Annotated in this window: 19 protein-coding genes; 11 read left to right on the top strand and 8 right to left on the bottom strand. The window is 67.5% G+C overall.

Translation table 11 applies throughout. The features are described from left to right. Window positions 1–19 precede the first annotated feature (19 nt). The gene (sigJ, locus tag AC3ITN_RS12205; RefSeq protein ID WP_489390665.1) at window positions 20–916 is read right to left on the bottom strand and encodes an RNA polymerase sigma factor SigJ; all 897 of its coding nucleotides are present in this window, start codon (window positions 914–916) and stop codon (window positions 20–22) included. Window positions 917–1,070: 154 nt separating this feature from the next. Between sigJ and AC3ITN_RS12200 the strand changes: the two genes are divergently transcribed. Continuing rightward, complete coding sequence (locus tag AC3ITN_RS12200) at window positions 1,071–2,588, top strand: fumarate hydratase (protein WP_489390664.1); 1,518 nt, start codon at window positions 1,071–1,073, stop codon at window positions 2,586–2,588. A gap of 179 nt (window positions 2,589–2,767) precedes the next feature. Beyond that, window positions 2,768–3,403, top strand: coding sequence for a glutathione S-transferase family protein (locus AC3ITN_RS12195; RefSeq protein WP_489390663.1), 636 nt, complete (start codon window positions 2,768–2,770; stop codon window positions 3,401–3,403). Window positions 3,404–3,560: 157 nt separating this feature from the next. Here the strand turns inward: AC3ITN_RS12195 and AC3ITN_RS12190 are convergent, their stop codons facing one another. Together AC3ITN_RS12190 and AC3ITN_RS12185 are read right to left on the bottom strand one after the other, a co-directional pair. Further along, window positions 3,561–4,721, bottom strand: coding sequence for a phospholipase A (locus AC3ITN_RS12190; RefSeq protein WP_489390662.1), 1,161 nt, complete (start codon window positions 4,719–4,721; stop codon window positions 3,561–3,563). Window positions 4,722–4,876: 155 nt separating this feature from the next. Further along, window positions 4,877–5,362 carry a DUF456 domain-containing protein gene (locus AC3ITN_RS12185; RefSeq protein WP_313346176.1) on the bottom strand — a complete coding sequence of 162 codons (486 nt, stop codon included), beginning with the start codon at window positions 5,360–5,362 and terminating at the stop codon, window positions 4,877–4,879. Window positions 5,363–5,594: 232 nt separating this feature from the next. On the opposite strand from AC3ITN_RS12185, the gene AC3ITN_RS12180 reads away from it, so the two are divergent. After that, window positions 5,595–5,798, top strand: coding sequence for a cold-shock protein (locus AC3ITN_RS12180; RefSeq protein WP_313346179.1), 204 nt, complete (start codon window positions 5,595–5,597; stop codon window positions 5,796–5,798). Window positions 5,799–5,881: 83 nt separating this feature from the next. On the opposite strand, the gene AC3ITN_RS12175 is transcribed toward AC3ITN_RS12180, so the two are convergent. Together AC3ITN_RS12175 and AC3ITN_RS12170 are read right to left on the bottom strand one after the other, a co-directional pair. Next, window positions 5,882–6,370 (bottom strand): glycine zipper 2TM domain-containing protein, encoded by a 489-nt coding sequence (locus AC3ITN_RS12175; RefSeq protein WP_313346182.1) that lies wholly within the window; start codon window positions 6,368–6,370, stop codon window positions 5,882–5,884. Window positions 6,371–6,491: 121 nt separating this feature from the next. Beyond that, window positions 6,492–6,929: a hypothetical protein gene (locus tag AC3ITN_RS12170; protein WP_489390661.1), complete on the bottom strand. Its 438-nt coding sequence runs from the start codon at window positions 6,927–6,929 to the stop codon at window positions 6,492–6,494. A 94-nt stretch (window positions 6,930–7,023) separates the two neighbouring features. Here AC3ITN_RS12170 and AC3ITN_RS12165 point away from each other — a divergent pair, with 94 nt between their 5' ends. Further along, the gene (locus AC3ITN_RS12165; protein WP_489390660.1) at window positions 7,024–7,821 is read left to right on the top strand and encodes a tRNA threonylcarbamoyladenosine dehydratase; all 798 of its coding nucleotides are present in this window, start codon (window positions 7,024–7,026) and stop codon (window positions 7,819–7,821) included. 138 nt (window positions 7,822–7,959) lie between these two features. Here the strand turns inward: AC3ITN_RS12165 and AC3ITN_RS12160 are convergent, their stop codons facing one another. Both AC3ITN_RS12160 and AC3ITN_RS12155 read right to left on the bottom strand, forming a co-directional pair. Next, the gene (locus AC3ITN_RS12160) at window positions 7,960–8,724 is read right to left on the bottom strand and encodes a TatD family hydrolase (RefSeq protein WP_489390659.1); all 765 of its coding nucleotides are present in this window, start codon (window positions 8,722–8,724) and stop codon (window positions 7,960–7,962) included. Then, window positions 8,721–8,945: a DUF6116 family protein gene (locus tag AC3ITN_RS12155; protein WP_313346192.1), complete on the bottom strand. Its 225-nt coding sequence runs from the start codon at window positions 8,943–8,945 to the stop codon at window positions 8,721–8,723. Before AC3ITN_RS12155 ends, AC3ITN_RS12160 begins: the two co-directional genes overlap by 4 nt. A gap of 162 nt (window positions 8,946–9,107) precedes the next feature. Here AC3ITN_RS12155 and AC3ITN_RS12150 point away from each other — a divergent pair, with 162 nt between their 5' ends. From AC3ITN_RS12150 to AC3ITN_RS12120, 7 genes are all read left to right on the top strand, one after another. Continuing rightward, window positions 9,108–9,932 (top strand): glycine zipper 2TM domain-containing protein, encoded by an 825-nt coding sequence (locus AC3ITN_RS12150; RefSeq protein WP_313346195.1) that lies wholly within the window; start codon window positions 9,108–9,110, stop codon window positions 9,930–9,932. A 94-nt stretch (window positions 9,933–10,026) separates the two neighbouring features. Then, window positions 10,027–10,569 (top strand): GNAT family N-acetyltransferase, encoded by a 543-nt coding sequence (locus tag AC3ITN_RS12145; RefSeq protein WP_489390658.1) that lies wholly within the window; start codon window positions 10,027–10,029, stop codon window positions 10,567–10,569. A 90-nt stretch (window positions 10,570–10,659) separates the two neighbouring features. After that, window positions 10,660–12,939, top strand: coding sequence for a thiamine pyrophosphate-dependent enzyme (locus tag AC3ITN_RS12140; RefSeq protein ID WP_489390657.1), 2,280 nt, complete (start codon window positions 10,660–10,662; stop codon window positions 12,937–12,939). 3 nt (window positions 12,940–12,942) lie between these two features. Further along, window positions 12,943–14,886, top strand: coding sequence for an asparagine synthase (glutamine-hydrolyzing) (gene asnB, locus AC3ITN_RS12135; protein WP_489390656.1), 1,944 nt, complete (start codon window positions 12,943–12,945; stop codon window positions 14,884–14,886). A gap of 134 nt (window positions 14,887–15,020) precedes the next feature. Beyond that, window positions 15,021–15,581, top strand: coding sequence for an NADPH-dependent FMN reductase (locus AC3ITN_RS12130; protein WP_313346204.1), 561 nt, complete (start codon window positions 15,021–15,023; stop codon window positions 15,579–15,581). Between the two features lie 217 nt (window positions 15,582–15,798). Then, window positions 15,799–17,223: a replicative DNA helicase gene (locus AC3ITN_RS12125; RefSeq protein ID WP_313346206.1), complete on the top strand. Its 1,425-nt coding sequence runs from the start codon at window positions 15,799–15,801 to the stop codon at window positions 17,221–17,223. A 236-nt stretch (window positions 17,224–17,459) separates the two neighbouring features. Next, window positions 17,460–17,675 (top strand): hypothetical protein, encoded by a 216-nt coding sequence (locus tag AC3ITN_RS12120; protein WP_489392923.1) that lies wholly within the window; start codon window positions 17,460–17,462, stop codon window positions 17,673–17,675. Window positions 17,676–17,940: 265 nt separating this feature from the next. On the opposite strand, the gene lpdA is transcribed toward AC3ITN_RS12120, so the two are convergent. After that, window positions 17,941–19,377: a dihydrolipoyl dehydrogenase gene (gene lpdA, locus AC3ITN_RS12115; protein ID WP_313346209.1), complete on the bottom strand. Its 1,437-nt coding sequence runs from the start codon at window positions 19,375–19,377 to the stop codon at window positions 17,941–17,943. Window positions 19,378–19,386: the final 9 nt, after the last annotated feature.

The following is a 19,386-nucleotide window of genomic DNA, read 5'->3' as shown; positions in this document are numbered from 1 at the left end:
GCCACGGTGGCCGCCTTCATCAGGAGGACGCGCCAGCATCGCGCGCTGTGACAAGCGCCTGCAGTTTTTCCGGATTGAGCACGCTGAGCACCTGCACGATCCGGCCTTCGTCCACGCCCACCAACGTGACCGAGTGCAGCAGCGCGCCCTCGAAGCGCAGGATCGCCGGCTCGCCGTTGACGTAGCCCAGCTGCGCGGGATGCGCGCCATTGCGCCGGGCGATGGCCCAGTACAGCTGCGCGATGCGCTCGGCCCCCAGCAGCGGGCGGATCGCCGCCGTGACCCGGCCGCCGCCGTCGGAGATCATCTCGGCATTGGCATGCAGCAGGGACATCAGCGCGGCCTGGTCACCCTGCTGGGAGGCGTGCATGAAGCGCGCCAGCAGGTCGCGGTGCTGGCCGGCACTCACCGCGAACCGCGGCCGCCCGGCCTGCAGTCGCTGCCGCGCCCGGTGCACCCGCTGGCGGCAATTGGCCTCGCTGAGGTCCAGCAGTGCGGCAATCTGCGGGTAGTCATAGTCGAACAGGTCCTTGAGCAGGAACGCCGCGCGCTCTTCCGGCCCGAGCTGTTCGAGCAGGGCCAGGAACGCGACCGAGACCTCGTCGGCCAGCGCGTGGCGCTCCGCCGGGTCGTGCAGGGGGTCGGGGTCCAGCGTGATCTCCAGCGGCTCGGGCAGCCACGGCCCGACATACTCGATGCGGGCATTGCGCAGGGCGCGCAGCCGGTCCAGGCCGAGCCGGGTGGTGGCGGTCACCAGCCAGCCTTCCGGGTCGCGGATGCCGGCCGCGTCGGCGCCCTGCCAGCGCAGCCAGGCGTCCTGCACCACGTCCTCGGCGTCGCTGCGGCTGCCCAGCAGCCGGTAGGCCAGGGCGAACAGGCGGGGGCGGTGGGTCTGGAAGGTATCGGTGGTATCCATGCCGGGAGGACGCTGCAGGGTGCGTGGTTGTGACAGCCGATGCGCGGCCGGGGCCGGGATCGGGGCGCTAACGGGAGCGATTATCAACGCCGGGCGGCGTCAGGGCGTAAAATGGCCGGCTCAACCCCGCCAGCCCCCAGCAAGCGAGCAAGTCGTGACATCGATCAAGCAGGAAGACCTCATCCAGTCCATCGCCGACGCGCTGCAGTACATCTCGTACTACCACCCGGTCGACTACATCAAGAGCCTTGCCGCCGCCTACGAGCGCGAGGAGTCGCCGGCCGCGAAGGAAGCGATGGCCCAGATCCTGATCAACTCCCGGATGTGCGCCGAAGGCCACCGGCCGATCTGCCAGGACACCGGCATCGTCACCGTGTTCCTGGAAATCGGCATGAACGTCCGCTGGGACGATGCCACCATGGGCGTGGAAGACATGGCCAACGAAGGCGTGCGCCGCGCCTACAACTACCCGGACAACAAACTGCGCGCCTCGGTGCTGGCCGATCCGGCCGGCAAGCGCATCAACACCCGGGACAACACCCCGGGCGTGGTCAACGTCAAAGTCGTCCCCGGTGACACCGTCGAGGTGATCGTCGCGGCCAAGGGCGGCGGTTCGGAAGCCAAGAGCAAGTTCGCCATGCTCAACCCGTCCGACTCGATCGTGGACTGGGTGCTCAAGACCGTGCCCACCATGGGCGCCGGCTGGTGCCCGCCGGGCATGCTGGGCATCGGCATCGGCGGCACCGCCGAGAAGGCGATGCTGCTGGCCAAGGAGTCGCTGATGGAGCCGATCGACATCAATGAACTCAAGGCGCGTGGCGCTTCCAACCGCGCCGAAGAGCTGCGCCTGGAACTGTTCGACAAGGTCAACGCGCTGGGTATCGGCGCGCAGGGCCTGGGTGGCCTGACCACGGTGCTGGATATCAAGGTCAAGGATTTCCCGACCCACGCGGCCAACCTGCCGGTGGCGATGATCCCGAACTGCGCGGCCACCCGCCATGCGCACTTCACCCTGGACGGCAGCGGCCCGGTGATGCTGGACCCGCCGTCGCTGGAAGACTGGCCGCAGATCACCTATGACGCCTCCAAGGGCACCCGTGTCGATCTGGACACGATCACCCCCGAAGACGTCGCCAGCTGGACCCCCGGCCAGACGCTGCTGCTCAACGGCAAGCTGCTCACCGGCCGCGACGCCGCGCACAAGCGCATGGTGGAAATGCTGGACAAGGGCGAGCCGCTGCCGGTCGACCTGAAGGGCCGTTTCATCTACTACGTGGGCCCGGTGGATCCGGTGCGCGACGAAGTGGTGGGCCCGGCCGGCCCGACCACCGCCACCCGCATGGACAAGTTCACCCGCCAGGTGCTGGAACAGACCGGCCTGCTGGGCATGGTCGGCAAGGCCGAGCGCGGCCCGGCGGCGATCGAGGCGATCCGTGACAACAAGTCGGCCTACCTGATGGCGGTGGGCGGTTCGGCCTACCTGGTGTCCAAGGCGATCAAGGCGGCCAAGGTGGTCGGCTTCGCCGACCTGGGCATGGAAGCGATCTACGAATTCACCGTGCAGGACATGCCGGTGACCGTGGCGGTGGATTCCACCGGTGAGTCGGTGCACACCACCGGCCCACGCGAGTGGCAGGCCCGCATCGGAAAGATTCCGGTGGTGGTGGCCTGAGGCCTGCCACGGTCAGCGCCTGCCGCCTCGATCCGCGGCAGGCGCCCCTGGACGCGTAGTTCCGGCAGCGCCGGCCGGTGGCCGGCGTTCGGGATCGCCTGGGTCGGCCAACGGCCGGCGCTACCGGGGGACGGTCTCGGCGATAATCCGGGCCTGCTTTCCACACAGGTAGCGCGCCGATGACAACGACTTTGTATGGCTCCTCCAGCACCGCCTCGCTGGTGGTGCACTGGCTGCTGCTCGAACTGGGCGTTGAACACGAGCTGGTGCTGCTCGACTTCGACACCCGCGAGCAGAAGTCGGCCCAGTACCTGGCGCTCAACCCGGCCGGCCGCGTGCCCACGCTGGTGATCGACGGCCAGGTGCTGACCGAAGCGGCCGCCATCACCCTGCAGCTGGCTGACCTGCACCCGCACGCCGGGCTGCTGCCAGCGCCGGGCACGGCCGGACGTGGCGAGGCCTACCGGTGGATGTTCTGGTGCGCCAACACGCTGCAGCCGGCTTACCGCGCGTGGTTCTATGCTGACGAACCGGCAGGTGCGGACAACGCAGAGGCCACCCGCGAGATGGCCAGACAGCAGCTGGAACGTGCGTGGCAGCAGATGGCCGACCACCTGGATGGCGCAGGCCCGTACGTGCTGGGAGAAGCGCTGAGCGTGGTCGATTTCATGCTGGTGATGCTGATGCGCTGGTCGCGCAACATGCCGCGGCCAAGCGATTCGTGGCCGGTGCTCAAGGCCTACGCCGAACGCATGAAAGCGCGCCCGGCGTTCGCCGAGGTGTATCGGCGCGAAGGCATCACCGACTGGACATAAGCCTGCCGTAGCGCCACGCCCTGCGTGGCTGCGCACGAAACCGTCCCCGTTCCAGCCACGCAGGGCGTGGCTCTACGCCTGTCAGTTCCAGCCACGCAGGGTGTGGCTCTACATGCCTGCACCGTAGAGCCACCCCTTGGGTGGCTGCGCGGGTATCTCAATACCACTCCAGCAGCGACACGCCCACACCCACATACGTGGCCTTGTGGTTGTAATCGATCATGCTCTCGCCATACCCATCGAACACCTGCACGTGACCGCGCAGCAGGTTGCTGATCGGGAAGCCGTAATCGATCTGCAGCGCGCCGTGCGAACGGTCGCCACCGCGCAGCGAATGCCGCGCCATCAGCGAGACCTCGTGGCCGTTGCGGTTCCAGGTCAGGGTCGCGTCGCCGCGGCCCATGTAGTCTTCGATGTCCGGGTTGTTGTCGTCTTCGCGGTCTTCGGGCAGGCGGTACCACGGGCGCAGCACCAGGGCCCAGTTCTCGCGGTCCAGCCCGATGTTCGCAATCACCCGGTTCCAGCTGCGCGACAGCGGATCGGCGCGGCCGTTGGACATGTGGGTCAGGCTGATGCCGCTCATGCGCCCACGCCAGCCACCGATGGAGTAGCCGTTGCGGAACACCATCATCACTTCCGGCTCGTAGTTGGTCTCACGGAACGGGCGCGAGTTGTCGGCGTTGTAGGCCTGCCAGCGCGAGCTCTGGGTGTAACCGGCCCAGATGTCGCCGTTGTCGCCGAACACGTTCTCCCAGACCTTGGTCTTGAAGCTCAGCTGGAACTTCAGCTCGTTGCTGTCCAGCTGCTGCGGCGTGGCCACCGTGTTGTCCGGGTTGGGCGACTGTGGCATCTGGTTCTTGTCGCTGGTCCAGAACGCCGGCAGCAGGTACACCGGCTTGTAGGCGCGCAACTGGAAGGCGCCCAGCTTGGAGTCCTGCGCCAGTTCCCAGCGGCTGTCGAGCAGCGAGCCCTTGCCGGCATTGGCCAGCGCCGCTTCGTGGCCATCGTTCTTGAACACTTCGCCCAGGCGCTGCTTGACCCGCTCGGTGGCGGGCGCATCGGGCGTGCGCGCCGCCTGGCGCTCTTCGCGGGGCTCCTGCTTGGCGGCGGTTGCGGCGGCGTCGGCGGCCGACGTGGTGTCGGCGGTGAGCCGGAACAGCTTGTCGTAACACGCCAGCCGGGCCGCATCGGTGTCCACCAGCGCGCAGGCTTCGGGTGAGGCCGGGGTCGGCGCCGCTTCCTGTGCGGCCAGCGGCAGGCTGGCCGTGGCCAGGGCCAGGGCGGTGAACAGGGCGGAACGGGGGCGCGGGGTGGTCATGGGGACAGGCCGGTAAATGAATGGTTCAACAGGGACAGTGTGGCCGCTGTCCGCCCTTCCTGCCAGCACGCGGGCAACAGCGCGCCAGCAGCGGTCGGCTCAGCGCGTTTATGCCGGTCACCCCCGTGCGCGCGATGTGAAGCCGTCTGCGTCGCCTAGAAAAACCACGCGAACGCGAAGATGCCCAGCATGGCGATCACCAGCGCCAGCTTGAGTGCGAAGCCCAGCAGGATGCCCAGCCACGTGGCGAGGCCGACCTTGGTCGACCGGCCCAGCTCACGGGTATGCCAGTACTCGCCCAGCAGGGCCCCGGCCAGCGGCCCGGCGAACAACCCGATCGGCATGAAGAACAGGCCCACGATGCTGCCGATGAAGGTGCCCCACAGCGCCTTCCGGCTGGCACCGACCCGCTTGGCACCTACCACGGTGGCCAGCACGTCCACCGCGAACGAGGCCAGGGTCAGCAGCCCCAGCACGGTCAGCGGCACCCAGCCCACATGCACGAAGCCATCGGCCCAGGCCGCGACCAGCAGGCCGGCGAACACCAGGGGAATGCCGGGCAGGGCCGGCAGGATGATCCCGGCGATGCCGACAAGGACCAGGACGACGGCTAACAGGTAAAAGATGAATGAAGGGTCCATGCTGCCAAGTATGGTAAAGGAAATGGGGTTGACATATGCGAAATCAGGTAGTTGATTTTTCGTTTTGCCCGGGTTAAGTTGCAGTCGCTGAGCTTGGCAAGGTCACCGTGGATCGTGGCCTGATGATGGTAGATCTTCCAGATCCGCTGCATCGTTGCACCTCGCTTCCCCCTTGCTCGTCAGCCGCCTGTCAGGGCGTAACCAATTACAAGACAGTAAGGGAGTAAGGAAGATGGCAGAGAAGGGCACCGTCAAGTGGTTCAACGACGCGAAGGGTTTCGGTTTCATCAGCCGTGAAAGCGGCGAGGACGTGTTCGTACACTTCCGTGCGATCGATTCCCAGGGCTTCAAGAGCCTGAAGGAAGGCCAGGCGGTCGAGTTCGAAGTAGTGACCGGCCAGAAGGGCCTGCAGGCCGACAAGGTGAAGCCGCTCTAAGCGCACACCATGCGGTTGGAAATACGGAAAGGGCCCGCGCAAGCGGGCCCTTTCTTTTCAGGCAGCGCGGGCCCGGCAACCGGTCAGCGAATGACCACCCGGCCGTTGACCACGCGCACATAGGTGTTCTCGCGGATGCCGCCGAGATCACGCTGGTTGACCACCACGGTGCGCCCGTCGTCCATGCGCACGGTGACGTCGAAGGTGTCGCTGGTGACGTTCTTCTGGATCTGGTTGCCGGCCAGGGCGCCACCCACGGCACCTGCCGCAGCGGCGACATTCTGGTTGCCCTTGCTGCCGCCGGTATGGTCGGAGATCTCATGGCCCGCCACGGCGCCGACGATGCCGCCCAGGATCGCACCGGTCGCGCTCGGCGCGCTGCGGCCCGAGGCCACCTGGTTGATGCGGGTGACGATGCCGCAGTCGGCGCAGCGGTTGGTGTTGTAGTTGCCACCGTTGTTGCCGTAGCTGTTGTTGTTGTAGCCGCTGTTGCCATAACCAGGCGAAGTGGTGGCGCAGCCGGCCAGCGCGACGGTGGCAACGGCGGCGGCGGCAATCAGTTGGATCTTCATGGTGGTTCTCCTGGCCAGAAGGGGTGGTCGAGAATGCGTCTGGAGCGCATGGCGCAGATCCTGTCGTGTCCTGCGTGAACAGCGCGCCAATCCGGTGCCCGCTTCGTGGCTGCCAGATGAATCAGCGGAAATCCTGGTGGCAGGCCTTGCAGTCGGTCTGGATCGTTTCGATCAGCTGCCCCATGGCCAGGCAGTCGGTCGGCGGCGCGGCCAGCGCGGTGTTGAGCGTGGCGCGCAGGGCGCTGGCGTGCTGCTGGAACTGCGCGCTGTCCTTGAGCGCCGGGAACGCCAGGTCCAGGTCGTTGGACAGCGAACGCAGCGTCTGCAGGCGCGGCACGCTGTCGGCCAGGCTGCAGCGGTTCTGCGCCTGCGCATCGCGCAGCAGGTCGGTCTGGCGGCTCATGACCTGCATCAGGCTGGTCGGGAAGGGATCCTGCCGGGCCTGCAGGGCGCGCGCGACCATGACCGTGGCGATCACGCCCACCAGCAGGCCGAGCCCGGCGACGAAGAGATAACGGTAGGCGGCCGAGGCACGGCGGGCGGGGACGGGGGCATTCATGCGCAGGGCTTCCTTGTGGGTGGCTCGCTGCATCCTACGCCCGGCATCGGGGCGGGCGTACGCCTTGCGCGTCCACCCGTCTAAAATGGGCGGCATGAATGACGTATTGCGCGAACGCTTTGCCGGCATCGACCGGTTGTATGGGGTGGGCACCGTGGACCTGCTGTCGCGCCGCCGGGTGGCGGTGGTCGGCATGGGCGGGGTGGGCTCGTGGGTCGTGGAAGCCTTGGCGCGCACGGCGGTGGGGCACCTGACGCTGATCGACGCCGACGACATCTGCGTGTCCAACACCAACCGGCAGCTGCCGGCGTTGGCCGGGCAGTACGGGCGCAACAAGGCGGAGGCGATGGCCGAGCGCTGTCGCGCGATCAATCCCGACATCGAAGTTGACGCAATTGCCTCATTCCTCACCGTATCGAACATGGTGGCGCTGCTGGACCGCGACTTTGACCTGGTCATCGATGCCTGCGACAGCTTCCGGGTGAAGGTGGAAACGATCGCCTGGTGCCGCCGCCGCAAGCTGCCGATCCTGACCGTCGGCGCCGCCGGTGGCCGCACCGATCCCACGCTGGTGCGCATCCGTGATGTCTCGCGTACCGAGCACGACGCGATGATGGCGTTGATCCGCAAGAAGCTGCGCAGCGACTTCAACTTCCCGAAGAACGCCTCGCGCTACTTCGGTGTGCCGGCGGTGTACTCGCTGGAAAACGTGAAGTACCCGCAGGCCGACGGGTCGGTGTGCGGCATCCGTCCGCAACTGGGTGCCGATGCGGCGCTCAAGCTGGACTGCGGCGCCGGGTTGGGCGCGGCCACCCACATCACCGGCGCGTTTGCGTTTGCGGCGGTGGGGAAGGCGCTGGAGATGTTGCTGAAGAAAAAGGCGACGCCGTAGATCCACGCCCTGCGTGGATGCTCTTCGCCGGACATCGCGCAGCCACGCAGGGCGTGGCTCTACGTTCGGGCATCGCGCGCAGCCACGCAGGGCGTGGCCTACGTTCGGGCATCGCGCGCAGCCACGCAGGGCGTGGCGCTACGGCAGGCTGAAGAGCCTGCGTGCATTGGCGGTTGTCTGCTCGGCAATCGCTCCCACCGGTTCGCCTCGCAACGTCGCCACGGTATCGGCGATCACCGTCAACCGCGCCGGCTCATTGCGCTCGCCGCGGATGCCGGCGTCGGGCTGGTCCGGCGCGTCGGTCTCCAGCAGCAGCTGCTCCGCCGGCAACTTCGCCACCAGGCGTTGCAGGCGCTGCGCACGGTCGTAGGTCAGCGGACCGCCCAACCCCACCATGAACCCCAGCGTGTGCAGCTGCGCGGCCTGTTCCGGGCTGCCGGGAAAACTGTGGATCACCCCGCGCAACCCGCCCACCTTTCTGATCGACGCGATCACCGCATCCACGGCGCGCCGCGCATGCACGATCACCGGCAGGTCGAACTCGCGGGCGATACGCAGCTGCCCGTCGAAGTAGAACTGCTGCTGCTCGGCATCCAGTCCGTCCACGAAGAAATCCAGCCCGCATTCGCCCACTGCGCAGGGGCGCTCGCGGGCAATCCACTCACGCAGCTGCTCAAGATGCTCGGGGCGGTGCTGGTCGAGGAACATCGGGTGCAGGCCGTAGGCCGGGTGCAGCCCGTCGGCCAGTTGGCAGGTCTCGCGCAACGTGGGCCAGCTGGCGGCGGTGACCGCCGGCAGCACCTGGCTGTGCACCCCCGCAGCCTGCGCACGTGCGATTACCTGTGCGCGGTCGGCATCGAACTCGCTGGCGTCGAGATGGCAGTGGCTGTCGACCAGGTTCACGCGCCGCGACGGCCCGGCAGGGTGGGCGGAAGCGTATCGCTGCGCCGCTTCCAGTTGGCCAGCAGCAGAGTGCCCAGCCCGAACAGGATCTCGTCCACGAACGGGATCGGGTCGGGAATCACCAGCGTCACCGCGAACAGTGCGGCGGTGATCTTGAACAGCGTGGGGTAACGCAGCCGGCGGGCCCAGTTCATGACGGGCAGCAGCAGGGGACCAGGCATCGCACTCTCCTCGACAGATGCTGTAAACGCTATCACGAGCCCAGGGACGACAGAACCTGAATGGGTAAGCGCAGCGTGTGCGCCATGTGGAGATTCCGTTCAGGAGCCGCATGCTGGAATCCGCATCAAGAACGTTGCGGATGGTCCGCAGGGAGTCGGCATATGAAAAGCACAACTACTACTGCCCTGGTCGCTGCAGGCGCCTTGCTGGTCGGCGGCATTGCCACCGCGGCCTTCATGAAGAGCGGCACCTCTGCTGACCCGGTCACGGCGTCGCAGACCCGTCCCAGCCTGGACACCACCCCGCTGGCCGACGATGGCGCCGCGACGGACGAGGTGGCCGTGGACAAGGCCGGTCGGCTGGAATACGCCGACGTGGTCAAGGTCGACCCGCTGACCCAGAAGGAAAAGGCCTACGCGACCGTGATCGGTACCGAACCGGTCCGGGAAACCTCCACCACCCAGACCCCGCACGAAGTCTGCAATGACGTGGTGGTGCAGGAACGCCTGCCCGAGCGCGACGGCAACGTCGGCGGCACCGTGGCCGGTGCGGTCATTGGTGGCCTGCTCGGCAACCAGGTGGGCGGCGGAAACGGTCGCAAGGCCGCCACGGCCGCTGGCGCCGTCGCGGGCGGCGTGATCGGCAACCAGGTGGACAAGCGCCACGTCGGTGGCCGCGTGGTCAACCGCACCGAGCGTCAGTGCCACACCGAAACGGCGACCTCCGAGTCGACCAAGGTCACCGGCTACAACGTGACCTACCGCAACGAAGACGGCACCACCGGGACCATGCGCATGGCCAGCAAGCCGGGCAACCGCATCGCCATGGGCACCAGCAACAACGTCACCGGCTACAACGTGACCTACCGCTACGACGGCGTCGAAAAGACCGTCAAGATGGCCAACAAGCCCAGCAGCGACCGCCTGCCGGTGGTCGACGGCCAGCTGGTCACCCAGACCGCTGCGCTGGATACCAGCACCCGGTAACCGGGCGTTGTGCAGGGGGCACGAGGAGGCCGGCATGTTGCCGGCCTCTTTCGTTCTGCGAAGATGGATCCCGGCCTATCAACGGGGTGTCTTTATGAGCATTTTCGAGCTGCGCCTGGAAACCGACCGGCTGATCCTGCGCCCGCCGCGCGCGGAGGACTTCGATGCCTTCCTGCAGTTCTGCACCGATCCGCAGGTGATGCAGCACCTGGGCGGCGTGCAGGCGCCGTCCCAGGCCTGGCGGAGTTTCAGCTGCCTGGCGGGCAGTTGGCACCTGTATGGCTTCTCGATGTTTTCGGTGATCGAGAAGAGCAGCGGTGAATGGGTGGGGCGCATGGGCCCGTGGCAACCGCTGGACTGGCCGGGGACTGAAGTCGGCTGGAGTGTCCGTCACGCCAGCTGGGGCAGGGGCTACGCACCGGAGGCGGCGGCTGCCGCCATCGACTGGGCGTTCGACACGCTCGGCTGGGGCGAGGTGATCCACACCATCGACGCGGCCAATGAGAACTCCAAGGCCGTTGCGCGCAAACTCGGCAGCACGCTGCTGCGCATCGGCGAACTGCCGCCGCCGCACGACGGCAAGCCGATCGAGATCTGGGGGCAGTCGCGGGCTCAGTGGAGAAGCAAGCGGTGCTAGTCCCTTTTTTGTGCACCCGCGCTTGGCAAGCGGCGCCGGTTGCGGCCATGCTCGGCGCGGTCGTCCGTTCGGCTCTGCTGGAGGGTGTGCATGTCTGCTGTGGTTCCCGATCCGATTCCCGCGCGCATGAGGGCCCTCAACCGGGCCGAGATCTGTGACGCCAACTTCATCGAATACGTGCAGCAGTGGCGAGGTGACCCGGGCCCGCGGCCCGCGCCGGATGCGCCGATCCTGCCAGGCAGCACGCTGGATGCGCAGGGCTTCGATGCGCTGCTGGAGTCGCAGCTGGTCAGCCGCCACCTGGACCTGATGGCGCGCGTGCTGCGGGTACAGAACAAGGTCTTCTACACGATTGGATCGTCCGGGCACGAAGGCAATGCACTGGTCGCGCGGCTGGCCCGGCACACCGATCCAGCGTTCCTGCATTACCGGTCCGGGGCGTTCATGGCCGAGCGCTTCCGTCAGCTGCCGGGCATGGACCCGGTGATGGACGCGGCGCTGTCGTTCGCTGCCAGCCGCGACGATCCGGCCAGTGGCGGCCGCCACAAGGTGTGGGGCAGCAAGCCGCTGTGGGTGCTGCCGCAGACCTCCACCATCGCCTCGCACCTGCCCAAGGCGCTGGGCACGGCCATGGCCATCGAAACCGCGCGTCGCATCGGCCACCGGCTGCCGATCCCCGACGACAGCGTGGTGATCTGTTCGTTCGGTGATGCATCGGCCAACCATGCCACCGCGCAGACCGCCTTCAACACCGCCGCGTGGGCTGCCTACCAGCGGCTGCCGGCGCCGGTCCTGTTCGTGTGCGAAGACAACGGCATCGGCATCTCGGTCAAGACGCCGGAGGGCTGGATCGCGGAGAGCTTCCGCCAGCGTCCGGGGCTGGACTACGTCTTCGCCGACGGCCTGGACCTGGCGTCGGGCCACGCCCAGGTGCAACACGCGCTGGAGCACTGCCGTCGCACTCGCCGTCCCACCTTCCTGCACCTGCGCACCACCCGCCTGATGGGCCATGCGGGGACCGATTTCGAGATCGAATGGCGCCCGTTGCCGGAGCTGTGCGCGGCGGAGGCGGCCGACCCGCTGCTGCGCTCGGCGCAGATCGCGCTGGCATCGGGCTGGATGACCCCCGCGCAGCTGCTGGAGCGCTACGAGGCGATGCGCGCGCGCTGCTTCGCCGCCGCCGAGGCCGCCGACCAGCGCCCGAGGCTGCACGACCTGGCCGAGATCATCGCGCCGCTGGCGCCGTATACGCCGGCGGCCGTATTCGCCGAGGCCACGCGGCCGGCTGCGGCGCAGGCGCGCGAGGCCGCCTTCGGTGGTGCGGCGCAGCTGCCCGAGCGGCAGCCGCCGCGGCACCTGGCGATCCAGATCAACCAGGCGCTGCATGACCTGCTGTGCAAATACCCCTCGGCGCTGCTGTTCGGCGAGGACGTTGCCCAGAAGGGCGGCGTGTATACGGTCAGCAAGGGCCTGCTCAAGGCGTTCGGGCCCAGGCGGGTGTTCAACACGCTGCTCGACGAGACCATGATCCTGGGCATGGCCCAGGGCCTGGCCAACATGGGCATGCTGCCCATTCCGGAAATCCAGTACCTGGCCTACCTGCACAACGCCGCCGACCAGCTGCGCGGCGAGGCCTGTTCGTTGCAGTTCTTCTCCAACGACCAGTACCGCAACCCGATGCTGGTGCGCATTGCCGGGCTCGGCTACCAGAAGGGCTTCGGCGGGCACTTCCACAACGACAACTCGATCACCGCGCTGCGCGACATTCCCGGGCTGGTGGTCGGCTGCCCGTCGCGTGGCGACGACGCGGCGATGATGCTGCGTACCCTGGCCGCACTGGCCAGGGTGGACGGCCGGGTTGCGGTGTTCCTGGAACCGATCGCGCTGTACATGACCAAGGACCTGCACGCGGCCGGCGATGGCCAGTGGCTGTTCCCGTACCCGGCACCCGACCAGGCGCTGGTGCTGGGCGAAGGGCGGGTGTATGCGCCGGAGGCCACGGACCTGGTGATCTACACCTACGGCAACGGGGTGCCGATGAGCCTGCGTGCGGCCCGCACGATCGAGGCCGAGCTGGGCTGGCAGGTGCGGGTGGTGGACCTGCGCTGGCTGGTGCCGCTCAACGCCCGCTTCATTGCCGAACAGGGCGCCGATGCCCGCCGCGTGCTGGTGGTGGACGAAGGGCGGCACAGTGCCGGGGTGGGCGAGGGCGTGATCACCGCCCTGGTCGAGGCCGGGCTGGGCCACCTGCCGCTGCAGCGCGTGTGCGGTGCCGACACCTATACCCCGTTGGCGGGGGCAGCAATGTCGGTGCTTCCAAGCGACAATGCGCTGGTAAGCGCCGCGCGGGTGTTGGCGCAGGAACACTGACGCATGTGTGGACTGGCAGGAATGTTGCTGGCCGCCCCCGTACGGGAGCAGGCCGCGCTGGAAGGACTGGCACGCCGGATGGGCGATGCCCTGGTGCACCGTGGGCCCGATGACAGCGGCGTGTGGGCCGACGCCGGCAACGGCATTGCGCTGGCGCACCGCCGCTTGAGCATCCTCGACCTGTCGCCGCTGGGCCACCAGCCGATGTCGTCCGACGATGGCCGCTACGTGCTGGCCTACAACGGCGAGGTCTACAACTTCGCCGCGCTGCGGGCGGAGCTGGAGGGCCTGGGCCATGCCTTCCGCGGCCATTCCGACACCGAAGTGCTGCTGGCCGCCTTCGTGGCCTGGGGCCTGGACGACACCCTGCAGCGCGCCAACGGCATGTTCGCCATCGCGCTGTGGGACCGTGCCGAGCAGTGCCTGTGGCTGGCCCGCGACCGCGTTGGCAAGAAGCCGCTGTATTACGGTTGGGCGGGCGACACGCTGGTGTTCGGCTCCGAACTCAAGGCGCTGTGGCAGCACCCGGCCTTCGACAACGACATCGATCGCGACGCGCTGACGCTGCTGCTGCGGCTGGACTACATTCCCGCGCCGCACTGCATCCACGAGCGCTGCTTCAAGCTGATGCCGGGACGCGTGCTTCGGCTGGACGCGGCGGCCGTGGCGGCCGGCGCCGCCGCGCACCGCCCGGACCAGCAGCAACAGCCGTTCTGGAACGCGCGCGAGCGCATGCAGCAGGCGCTGGCGGTGCCCTTCGTCGGCTCCGACGACGAGGCGGAGAACCAGCTGGATGGGCTGCTGCGCGATGCGGTGGGCCTGCGGATGGTGGCCGACGTGCCGGTGGGCGTGTTCCTCTCCGGCGGCACCGATTCGTCGGTGGTGGCCGCGCTGATGCAGTCGCAGTCGTCCACGCCGATCCACAGTTTCAGCATCGGCTTTGAAGGGTCGGATCACGACGAGGCACCACTGGCCAAGGCGCTGGCCACGCACCTGGGCACCGACCACACCGAACTGTACGTCAGCGGTGCCGATGCGCTCGCCGTGGTGCCGCAGTTGCCGGCGATGTTCGACGAACCCTTCGCCGACGCCTCGCAGGTGCCGACCGCGCTGGTGGCCCGGCTGGCGCGCAGTGCGGTGACGGTGGCCCTGTCCGGCGATGGCGGCGACGAGCTGTTCTTCGGCTACAGCCGCTACCAGCGCGCGCTGCGCAACTGGACGATGCTGGGCCGGGTACCGGCGCCGTTGCGACGTTGGATGGCCGCGCACGCACATACCCAGGGCGAGGCGTCGCGCACGGGCGGGCTGGCCGCGCTGCTGGCCGAGACCGGCGCACGCGGCATCGGCGATGTGTACCGCAACCGCATCTCGCGCTGGCGCGATCCTGTCGCGGCGGTGATCGGCGCGCGCGGGGCGGGCAGTTTCTACGACCTGGCCGACCCGCTGCACGGCGCGGGCTCGCCCGCCGACGCGATGATGCTGGCCGACTTCAATACCTATCTCCCCGATGACCTGTTGTGCAAGGTGGACCGCACCAGCATGGCGGTCAGCCTGGAAGCCCGCGCGCCGCTGCTGGACTGGCGCGTGGCCGAGTTCGCCTGGTCGCTGCCGCTGTCGATGAAGCACCGCGATGGGGTAAGCAAGTACCTGCTCAAGCGCGTGCTGGGCCGTTATGTGCCGCAGGACATGGTGCACCGGCCCAAGCGCGGCTTCGGCGCGCCGGTCAGTGCGTGGCTCAAGGGCGACCTGCGCGGCTGGGCCGATGAACTGCTCGATCCGGCGCGGTTGGCGGCCGAAGGGGTGTTCAACGTAGAGGCGGTGGCTCCCCTGTGGGCGCAGTTCAAGAACGGCGAACGAAAGTGGCACACGCACCTGTGGAACGTGCTGATGTTCCAGGCCTGGCAGGCGCATTGGAAGCAGGTGCGGGCAGGAGTGGTAGGCGCGTAGAGACACGCCATGCGTGTCCCAGGCAATGCCGGCCACACGCCGTAGAGCCACGCCCTGCGTGGCTGCCCGGACACGTTCACGACGCCACGCAGGGCGTGGCTCTACGCTGAAGGTCCCCCCAACGGAGACCTCCCATGGCCCAACCCACCATCGCCGTGCTCGTCGGCAGCCTGCGCACCGGCTCGCACAATCAGGCCCTGGCCCATGCGCTGGAGAAGCTGGCCGCCGGCAAGGCCCGCTTCGAGTACGTGCAGATCGGCGACCTGCCGCTGTACAACCAGGACTTCGACAAGGACTACCCGGCCGAAGGCCTGCGCCTGAAAGAGCAGATCCGCAAGGCCGACGCAGTGTTGTTCGTCACCCCCGAATACAACCGTTCGGTGCCGGGCGTGCTGAAGAACGCCATCGATCTGGGCTCGCGGCCTTACGGCCACAGCGCCTTCGCCGGCAAGCCGGCCGCTGTGATCGGCGCCTCCATCGGCGTGATCGGCACCGCGTTGGCCCAGCAGCACCTGCGCAACATCCTGTCCTACCTGGACATGCCCGTGCTGGGCCAGCCCGAGGCATTCATTCATTTCAAGGAAGGGTTGATCGACGCGCAGGGCACCATCAGCAATGAAGGCACCCGCGACTTCCTGCAGGGCTTCGTCGACAGGTTCCTGGCCTGGATCGCCACCCACGGCGGTCAGCATTGAGCAGGGTGGTTCTGCGATAATGGGCGACAAGGCGCGCGACCAACGGTCGTGCACTACCCCGCGTAACCGCAACCGGTAGCGCACGACCGTTGGTCGTGCTGGCTTGCCCGGGCACCTCCAGCTATCCACTGCTTATCCACAGGGTTGTGCATGGCTGTGGCGGCCGCTCCGTGCCTACCATGTCCCTCGCTCCACTCTGCAGGAAGTACACCCCCTCATGTCCGCCCGCTCCGGCTTCCGTTCCGACCGCAAAGACCGCGGTGACCGCTATGATCGCGACGAGATGCGCATCGATGCGCTGCGCGTGCCACCGCACTCGATCGAGGCCGAGCAGGCGGTGCTGGGCGGGTTGATGCTGGCGCCGGAAAGCTACGACCGGATCAACGACCAGCTGACCGAGACCGATTTCTATCGGCGCGACCACCAGACCATCTACCGCGCGATCCGTGAGCTTTCCGAGCGCGACCGCCCGTTCGATGCGGTGACCCTGGGCGAGTGGTTCGAGTCGCAGGGCAAGATGGAGCTCGTTGGCGACGGCGCCTACCTGATCGAACTGGCCAGCACCACGCCGTCGGCGGCGAACATCTCGGCCTACGCCGAGATCGTGCGCGACAAGGCGGTGTTGCGCCAGCTGATCCAGGTGGGCACGGACATCGTCAACGACGGCTTCCAGCCCGAAGGCCGCGAGAGCAGCGAACTGCTGTCGGCGGCGGAAAAGTCGGTGTTCGCCATCGCCGAGCAGGGCGCGCGTGGCCGTACCGATTTCGTGGCGATGCCGGGCGCGTTGAAGGACGCCTTCGAAGAGCTGCGCAACCGCTTCGAGAACGGCGGCAACATCACCGGCCTGCCGACCGGCTACGCCGATTTCGACGCGATGACGGCCGGCCTGCAGCCGACCGACCTGATCATCCTGGCCGCGCGTCCCGCCATGGGCAAGACCACGTTGGCGCTGAACATTGCCGAGTACGCGGCCATCAAGTCGAAGAAGGGCGTGGCGGTGTTCTCGATGGAAATGTCGGCGTCGCAGCTGGCGATGCGCCTGATTTCGTCCAACGGCCGCATCAATGCCCAGCGCCTGCGTACCGGCCAGCTGGAAGACGAGGACTGGAGCCGCGTCACCGGCGCGATCCGCATGCTGAAGGAAACCAAGATCTTCATCGACGACACGCCGGGCGTGTCGCCGGAGATCCTGCGCTCCAAGTGCCGCCGCCTCAAGCGCGAGCACGACCTGGGCCTGATCGTGATCGACTACCTGCAGCTGATGAGCGTGCCGGGCAACAGCGAGAACCGCGCGACCGAAATCTCGGAAATCTCGCGTTCGCTGAAGGGCCTGGCCAAGGAACTGAACGTGCCGGTGATCGCGCTGTCCCAGCTCAACCGATCGCTGGAAACGCGTACCGACAAGCGACCGGTGATGGCCGACCTTCGCGAATCCGGCGCAATCGAGCAGGATGCGGACATGATCGTCTTCATCTACCGCGACGATTATTACAACAAGGAAACGTCGCCCGACAAGGGCCTGGCCGAGATCATCATCGGCAAGCACCGTGGCGGACCCACGGGCTCGTGCAAGCTCAAGTTCTTCGGCGAATACACCCGCTTCGACAACCTGTCGCACGATTCGGTGGGGTCGTTCGAGTAACGCCGAAAGCGTCACGGTAGTGCCGGCCGCTGGCCGGCTTCGCGGGATGTACGGTTCGTCGGGTGCCGGCCGCTGGCCGGCTCCGCGTGATGTACGGTTCGTCGGGAGCCGGCCAACGGCCGGCGCTACCGCGCTTTCGTCGGCGAATGCCGGGTTTCGTCGCAAACCCGTTGAACCTGGCCGGGCAGGGCGGCAACGTGGACCCGCAGCGGCAAGGTGCCGCCCTGGAGACCGTCATGAAGACCCTGTTCGCGCTGGGCGTGTGGTGCCTGCTGTTCGTGCTGTGCTGGCCGCTGGCGATCCTGGCCCTGGTAGCGTGGCCGTTCGTGTGGCTGCTGAGCCTGCCGTTCCGGTTGGTCGGCATCACCTTCTCGGCGCTGTTCGCGTTCCTGGGCGCGCTGTTCATGCTGCCGGCACGCCTGCTCGGCGGTGGGCGCGCGGCAACGGCGTGATGCCGGGCGCACGACCAACGGTCGTGCGCTACCGGTCGTGCCAGGACGCGGTAGAGCCACGCCCTGCGTGGCTGCGCGACGTGTCGTGCCCGGACGCGGTAGAGCCACGCCCTGCGTGGCTGCGAGCCACGCCCTGCGTGGCTGCGAGGTGTATGGCACGGTCGCAGCCACGCAGGGCGTGGCTCTACGGCCAATCAAGATCATTCCTCCACCCACAAAAAACCCCGCCGAAGCGGGGTTTTTCGTTGCATCACGCCAGGGCCGGTCAGTTGGCCTTGTGGATCGCGCGCTTGCTCACGGCCATGGCGGCGTCGTGGACGACTTCCGACAGGGACGGGTGGGCGTGGCAGATGCGGGCCAGGTCGTCGGCCGAACCACTGAACTCCATGGTCAGCACGCCTTCGTGGACCAGCTCGGACACGTTCGCGCCGACCAGGTGCATGCCCAGGATGCGGTCGGTCTCGGCGTGGGCCAGGACTTTCACGAAACCGGACGGTTCGATCATGGCCACGGCACGGCCGTTGGCGGCGAACGGGAAGCTGCCGGCCTTGTACGGAATGCCTTCGGCCTTCAGCTGCTGCTCGGTCTTGCCGACCCAGGCCAGCTCCGGCTCGGTGTAGATGACCCACGGAATGGTGTCGAAGTTGACGTGGCCCGGCAGGCCCGCGATCAGTTCGGCCACCGCGATGCCTTCCTCGAAGCCCTTGTGGGCCAGCATCGGGCCGCGCACGCAGTCACCGACCGCCCACACGCCGTCCACGCCGGTATGGCAGTGGTCGTCCACTTCGATCTGGCCGCGCTCGTTGATCTTGACGCCGGTACCTTCGGCCAGCAGGCCCTTGGTTGCGGCGCGGCGGCCAACGGCCACCAGCAGCTTGTCCACCACCAGGCTCTTCTCGCCTTCGGCATCGGTGTAGGTCAGGGCAACTTCCTTCTTCTTGCCCTTGCCGGTCACTTCAGCCTTGGAGACCTTGGCACCCAGGCGGATCTCCAGGCCCTGCTTCTTGAATTCCTTGGCGGCGGTCTTGGCCACTTCGGTGTCGGCAGCGGCCAGGAAGTCCGGCAGGGCTTCCAGGATGGTCACGTCCGAACCCAGGCGCTTCCACACGCTGCCCAGTTCCAGGCCGATCACGCCGGCACCGATGACGGCCAGGCGGGCCGGCACTTCGGTGAAGTCCAGGCCGCCGACGTTGTCGACGATGGTCTCGCCGTCGAACTTGGCGAACGGCAGTTCGATCGAGTCCGAACCGGCAGCGATGATGACGTTGGTGCCCTTCAGCTCGACTTCCGAACCGTCGTGCTGCTTGACCTTGACGATGTTGCCCGGCTGCAGCTCACCGAAACCGTAGTACGCCGTGACCTTGTTCGCCTTGAACAGCATGGCGATGCCGCCCGTGAACTGCTTGACGATCTTGTCCTTGCGGCCAACCATCGCCTCGACGTCCATCTTGGCGTCCTTGAAGCTGATGCCGTGGTCGCCAAAGATGTGGCCCATGTTCCAGAACTGGCGCGAGGAATCCAGCAGCGCCTTGGACGGAATGCAGCCCACGCGCAGGCAGGTGCCGCCCAGGGCCGGCTTGCCATCCTTGCCCAGGGCAGCGTCGATGCAGGCGGTCTTCAGGCCCAGCTGCGCGGCGCGGATGGCGGCATGGTAGCCGGCCGGACCGGCACCGATGACGACGACGTCGAATTGTTCAGCCATTGAAATAAT

The sequence above is a fragment of the Stenotrophomonas sp. KH_036_B genome, assembly GCF_057839485.1.
Note: the sequence above shows the minus strand (reverse complement) of the source record. Positions and strands in the feature narration are given on the sequence as shown.

Excerpts from the sequence above, each read along its gene's own strand:
- sigJ (WP_489390665.1), bottom strand. The coding sequence starts at position 916 with ATGGATACCACCGATACCTTCCAGACCCACCGCCCCCGCCTGTTCGCC.
- AC3ITN_RS12195 (WP_489390663.1), top strand. The coding sequence starts at position 2,768 with ATGACAACGACTTTGTATGGCTCCTCCAGCACCGCCTCGCTGGTGGTG.
- AC3ITN_RS12190 (WP_489390662.1), bottom strand. The coding sequence starts at position 4,721 with ATGACCACCCCGCGCCCCCGTTCCGCCCTGTTCACCGCCCTGGCCCTG.
- AC3ITN_RS12185 (WP_313346176.1), bottom strand. The coding sequence starts at position 5,362 with ATGGACCCTTCATTCATCTTTTACCTGTTAGCCGTCGTCCTGGTCCTT.
- AC3ITN_RS12180 (WP_313346179.1), top strand. The coding sequence starts at position 5,595 with ATGGCAGAGAAGGGCACCGTCAAGTGGTTCAACGACGCGAAGGGTTTC.
- AC3ITN_RS12175 (WP_313346182.1), bottom strand. The coding sequence starts at position 6,370 with ATGAAGATCCAACTGATTGCCGCCGCCGCCGTTGCCACCGTCGCGCTG.
- AC3ITN_RS12170 (WP_489390661.1), bottom strand. The coding sequence starts at position 6,929 with ATGAATGCCCCCGTCCCCGCCCGCCGTGCCTCGGCCGCCTACCGTTAT.
- AC3ITN_RS12165 (WP_489390660.1), top strand. The coding sequence starts at position 7,024 with ATGAATGACGTATTGCGCGAACGCTTTGCCGGCATCGACCGGTTGTAT.
- AC3ITN_RS12155 (WP_313346192.1), bottom strand. The coding sequence starts at position 8,945 with ATGCCTGGTCCCCTGCTGCTGCCCGTCATGAACTGGGCCCGCCGGCTG.
- AC3ITN_RS12150 (WP_313346195.1), top strand. The coding sequence starts at position 9,108 with ATGAAAAGCACAACTACTACTGCCCTGGTCGCTGCAGGCGCCTTGCTG.
- AC3ITN_RS12145 (WP_489390658.1), top strand. The coding sequence starts at position 10,027 with ATGAGCATTTTCGAGCTGCGCCTGGAAACCGACCGGCTGATCCTGCGC.
- AC3ITN_RS12140 (WP_489390657.1), top strand. The coding sequence starts at position 10,660 with ATGTCTGCTGTGGTTCCCGATCCGATTCCCGCGCGCATGAGGGCCCTC.
- asnB (WP_489390656.1), top strand. The coding sequence starts at position 12,943 with ATGTGTGGACTGGCAGGAATGTTGCTGGCCGCCCCCGTACGGGAGCAG.
- AC3ITN_RS12130 (WP_313346204.1), top strand. The coding sequence starts at position 15,021 with ATGGCCCAACCCACCATCGCCGTGCTCGTCGGCAGCCTGCGCACCGGC.
- AC3ITN_RS12125 (WP_313346206.1), top strand. The coding sequence starts at position 15,799 with ATGTCCGCCCGCTCCGGCTTCCGTTCCGACCGCAAAGACCGCGGTGAC.
- AC3ITN_RS12120 (WP_489392923.1), top strand. The coding sequence starts at position 17,460 with ATGAAGACCCTGTTCGCGCTGGGCGTGTGGTGCCTGCTGTTCGTGCTG.
- lpdA (WP_313346209.1), bottom strand. The coding sequence starts at position 19,377 with ATGGCTGAACAATTCGACGTCGTCGTCATCGGTGCCGGTCCGGCCGGC.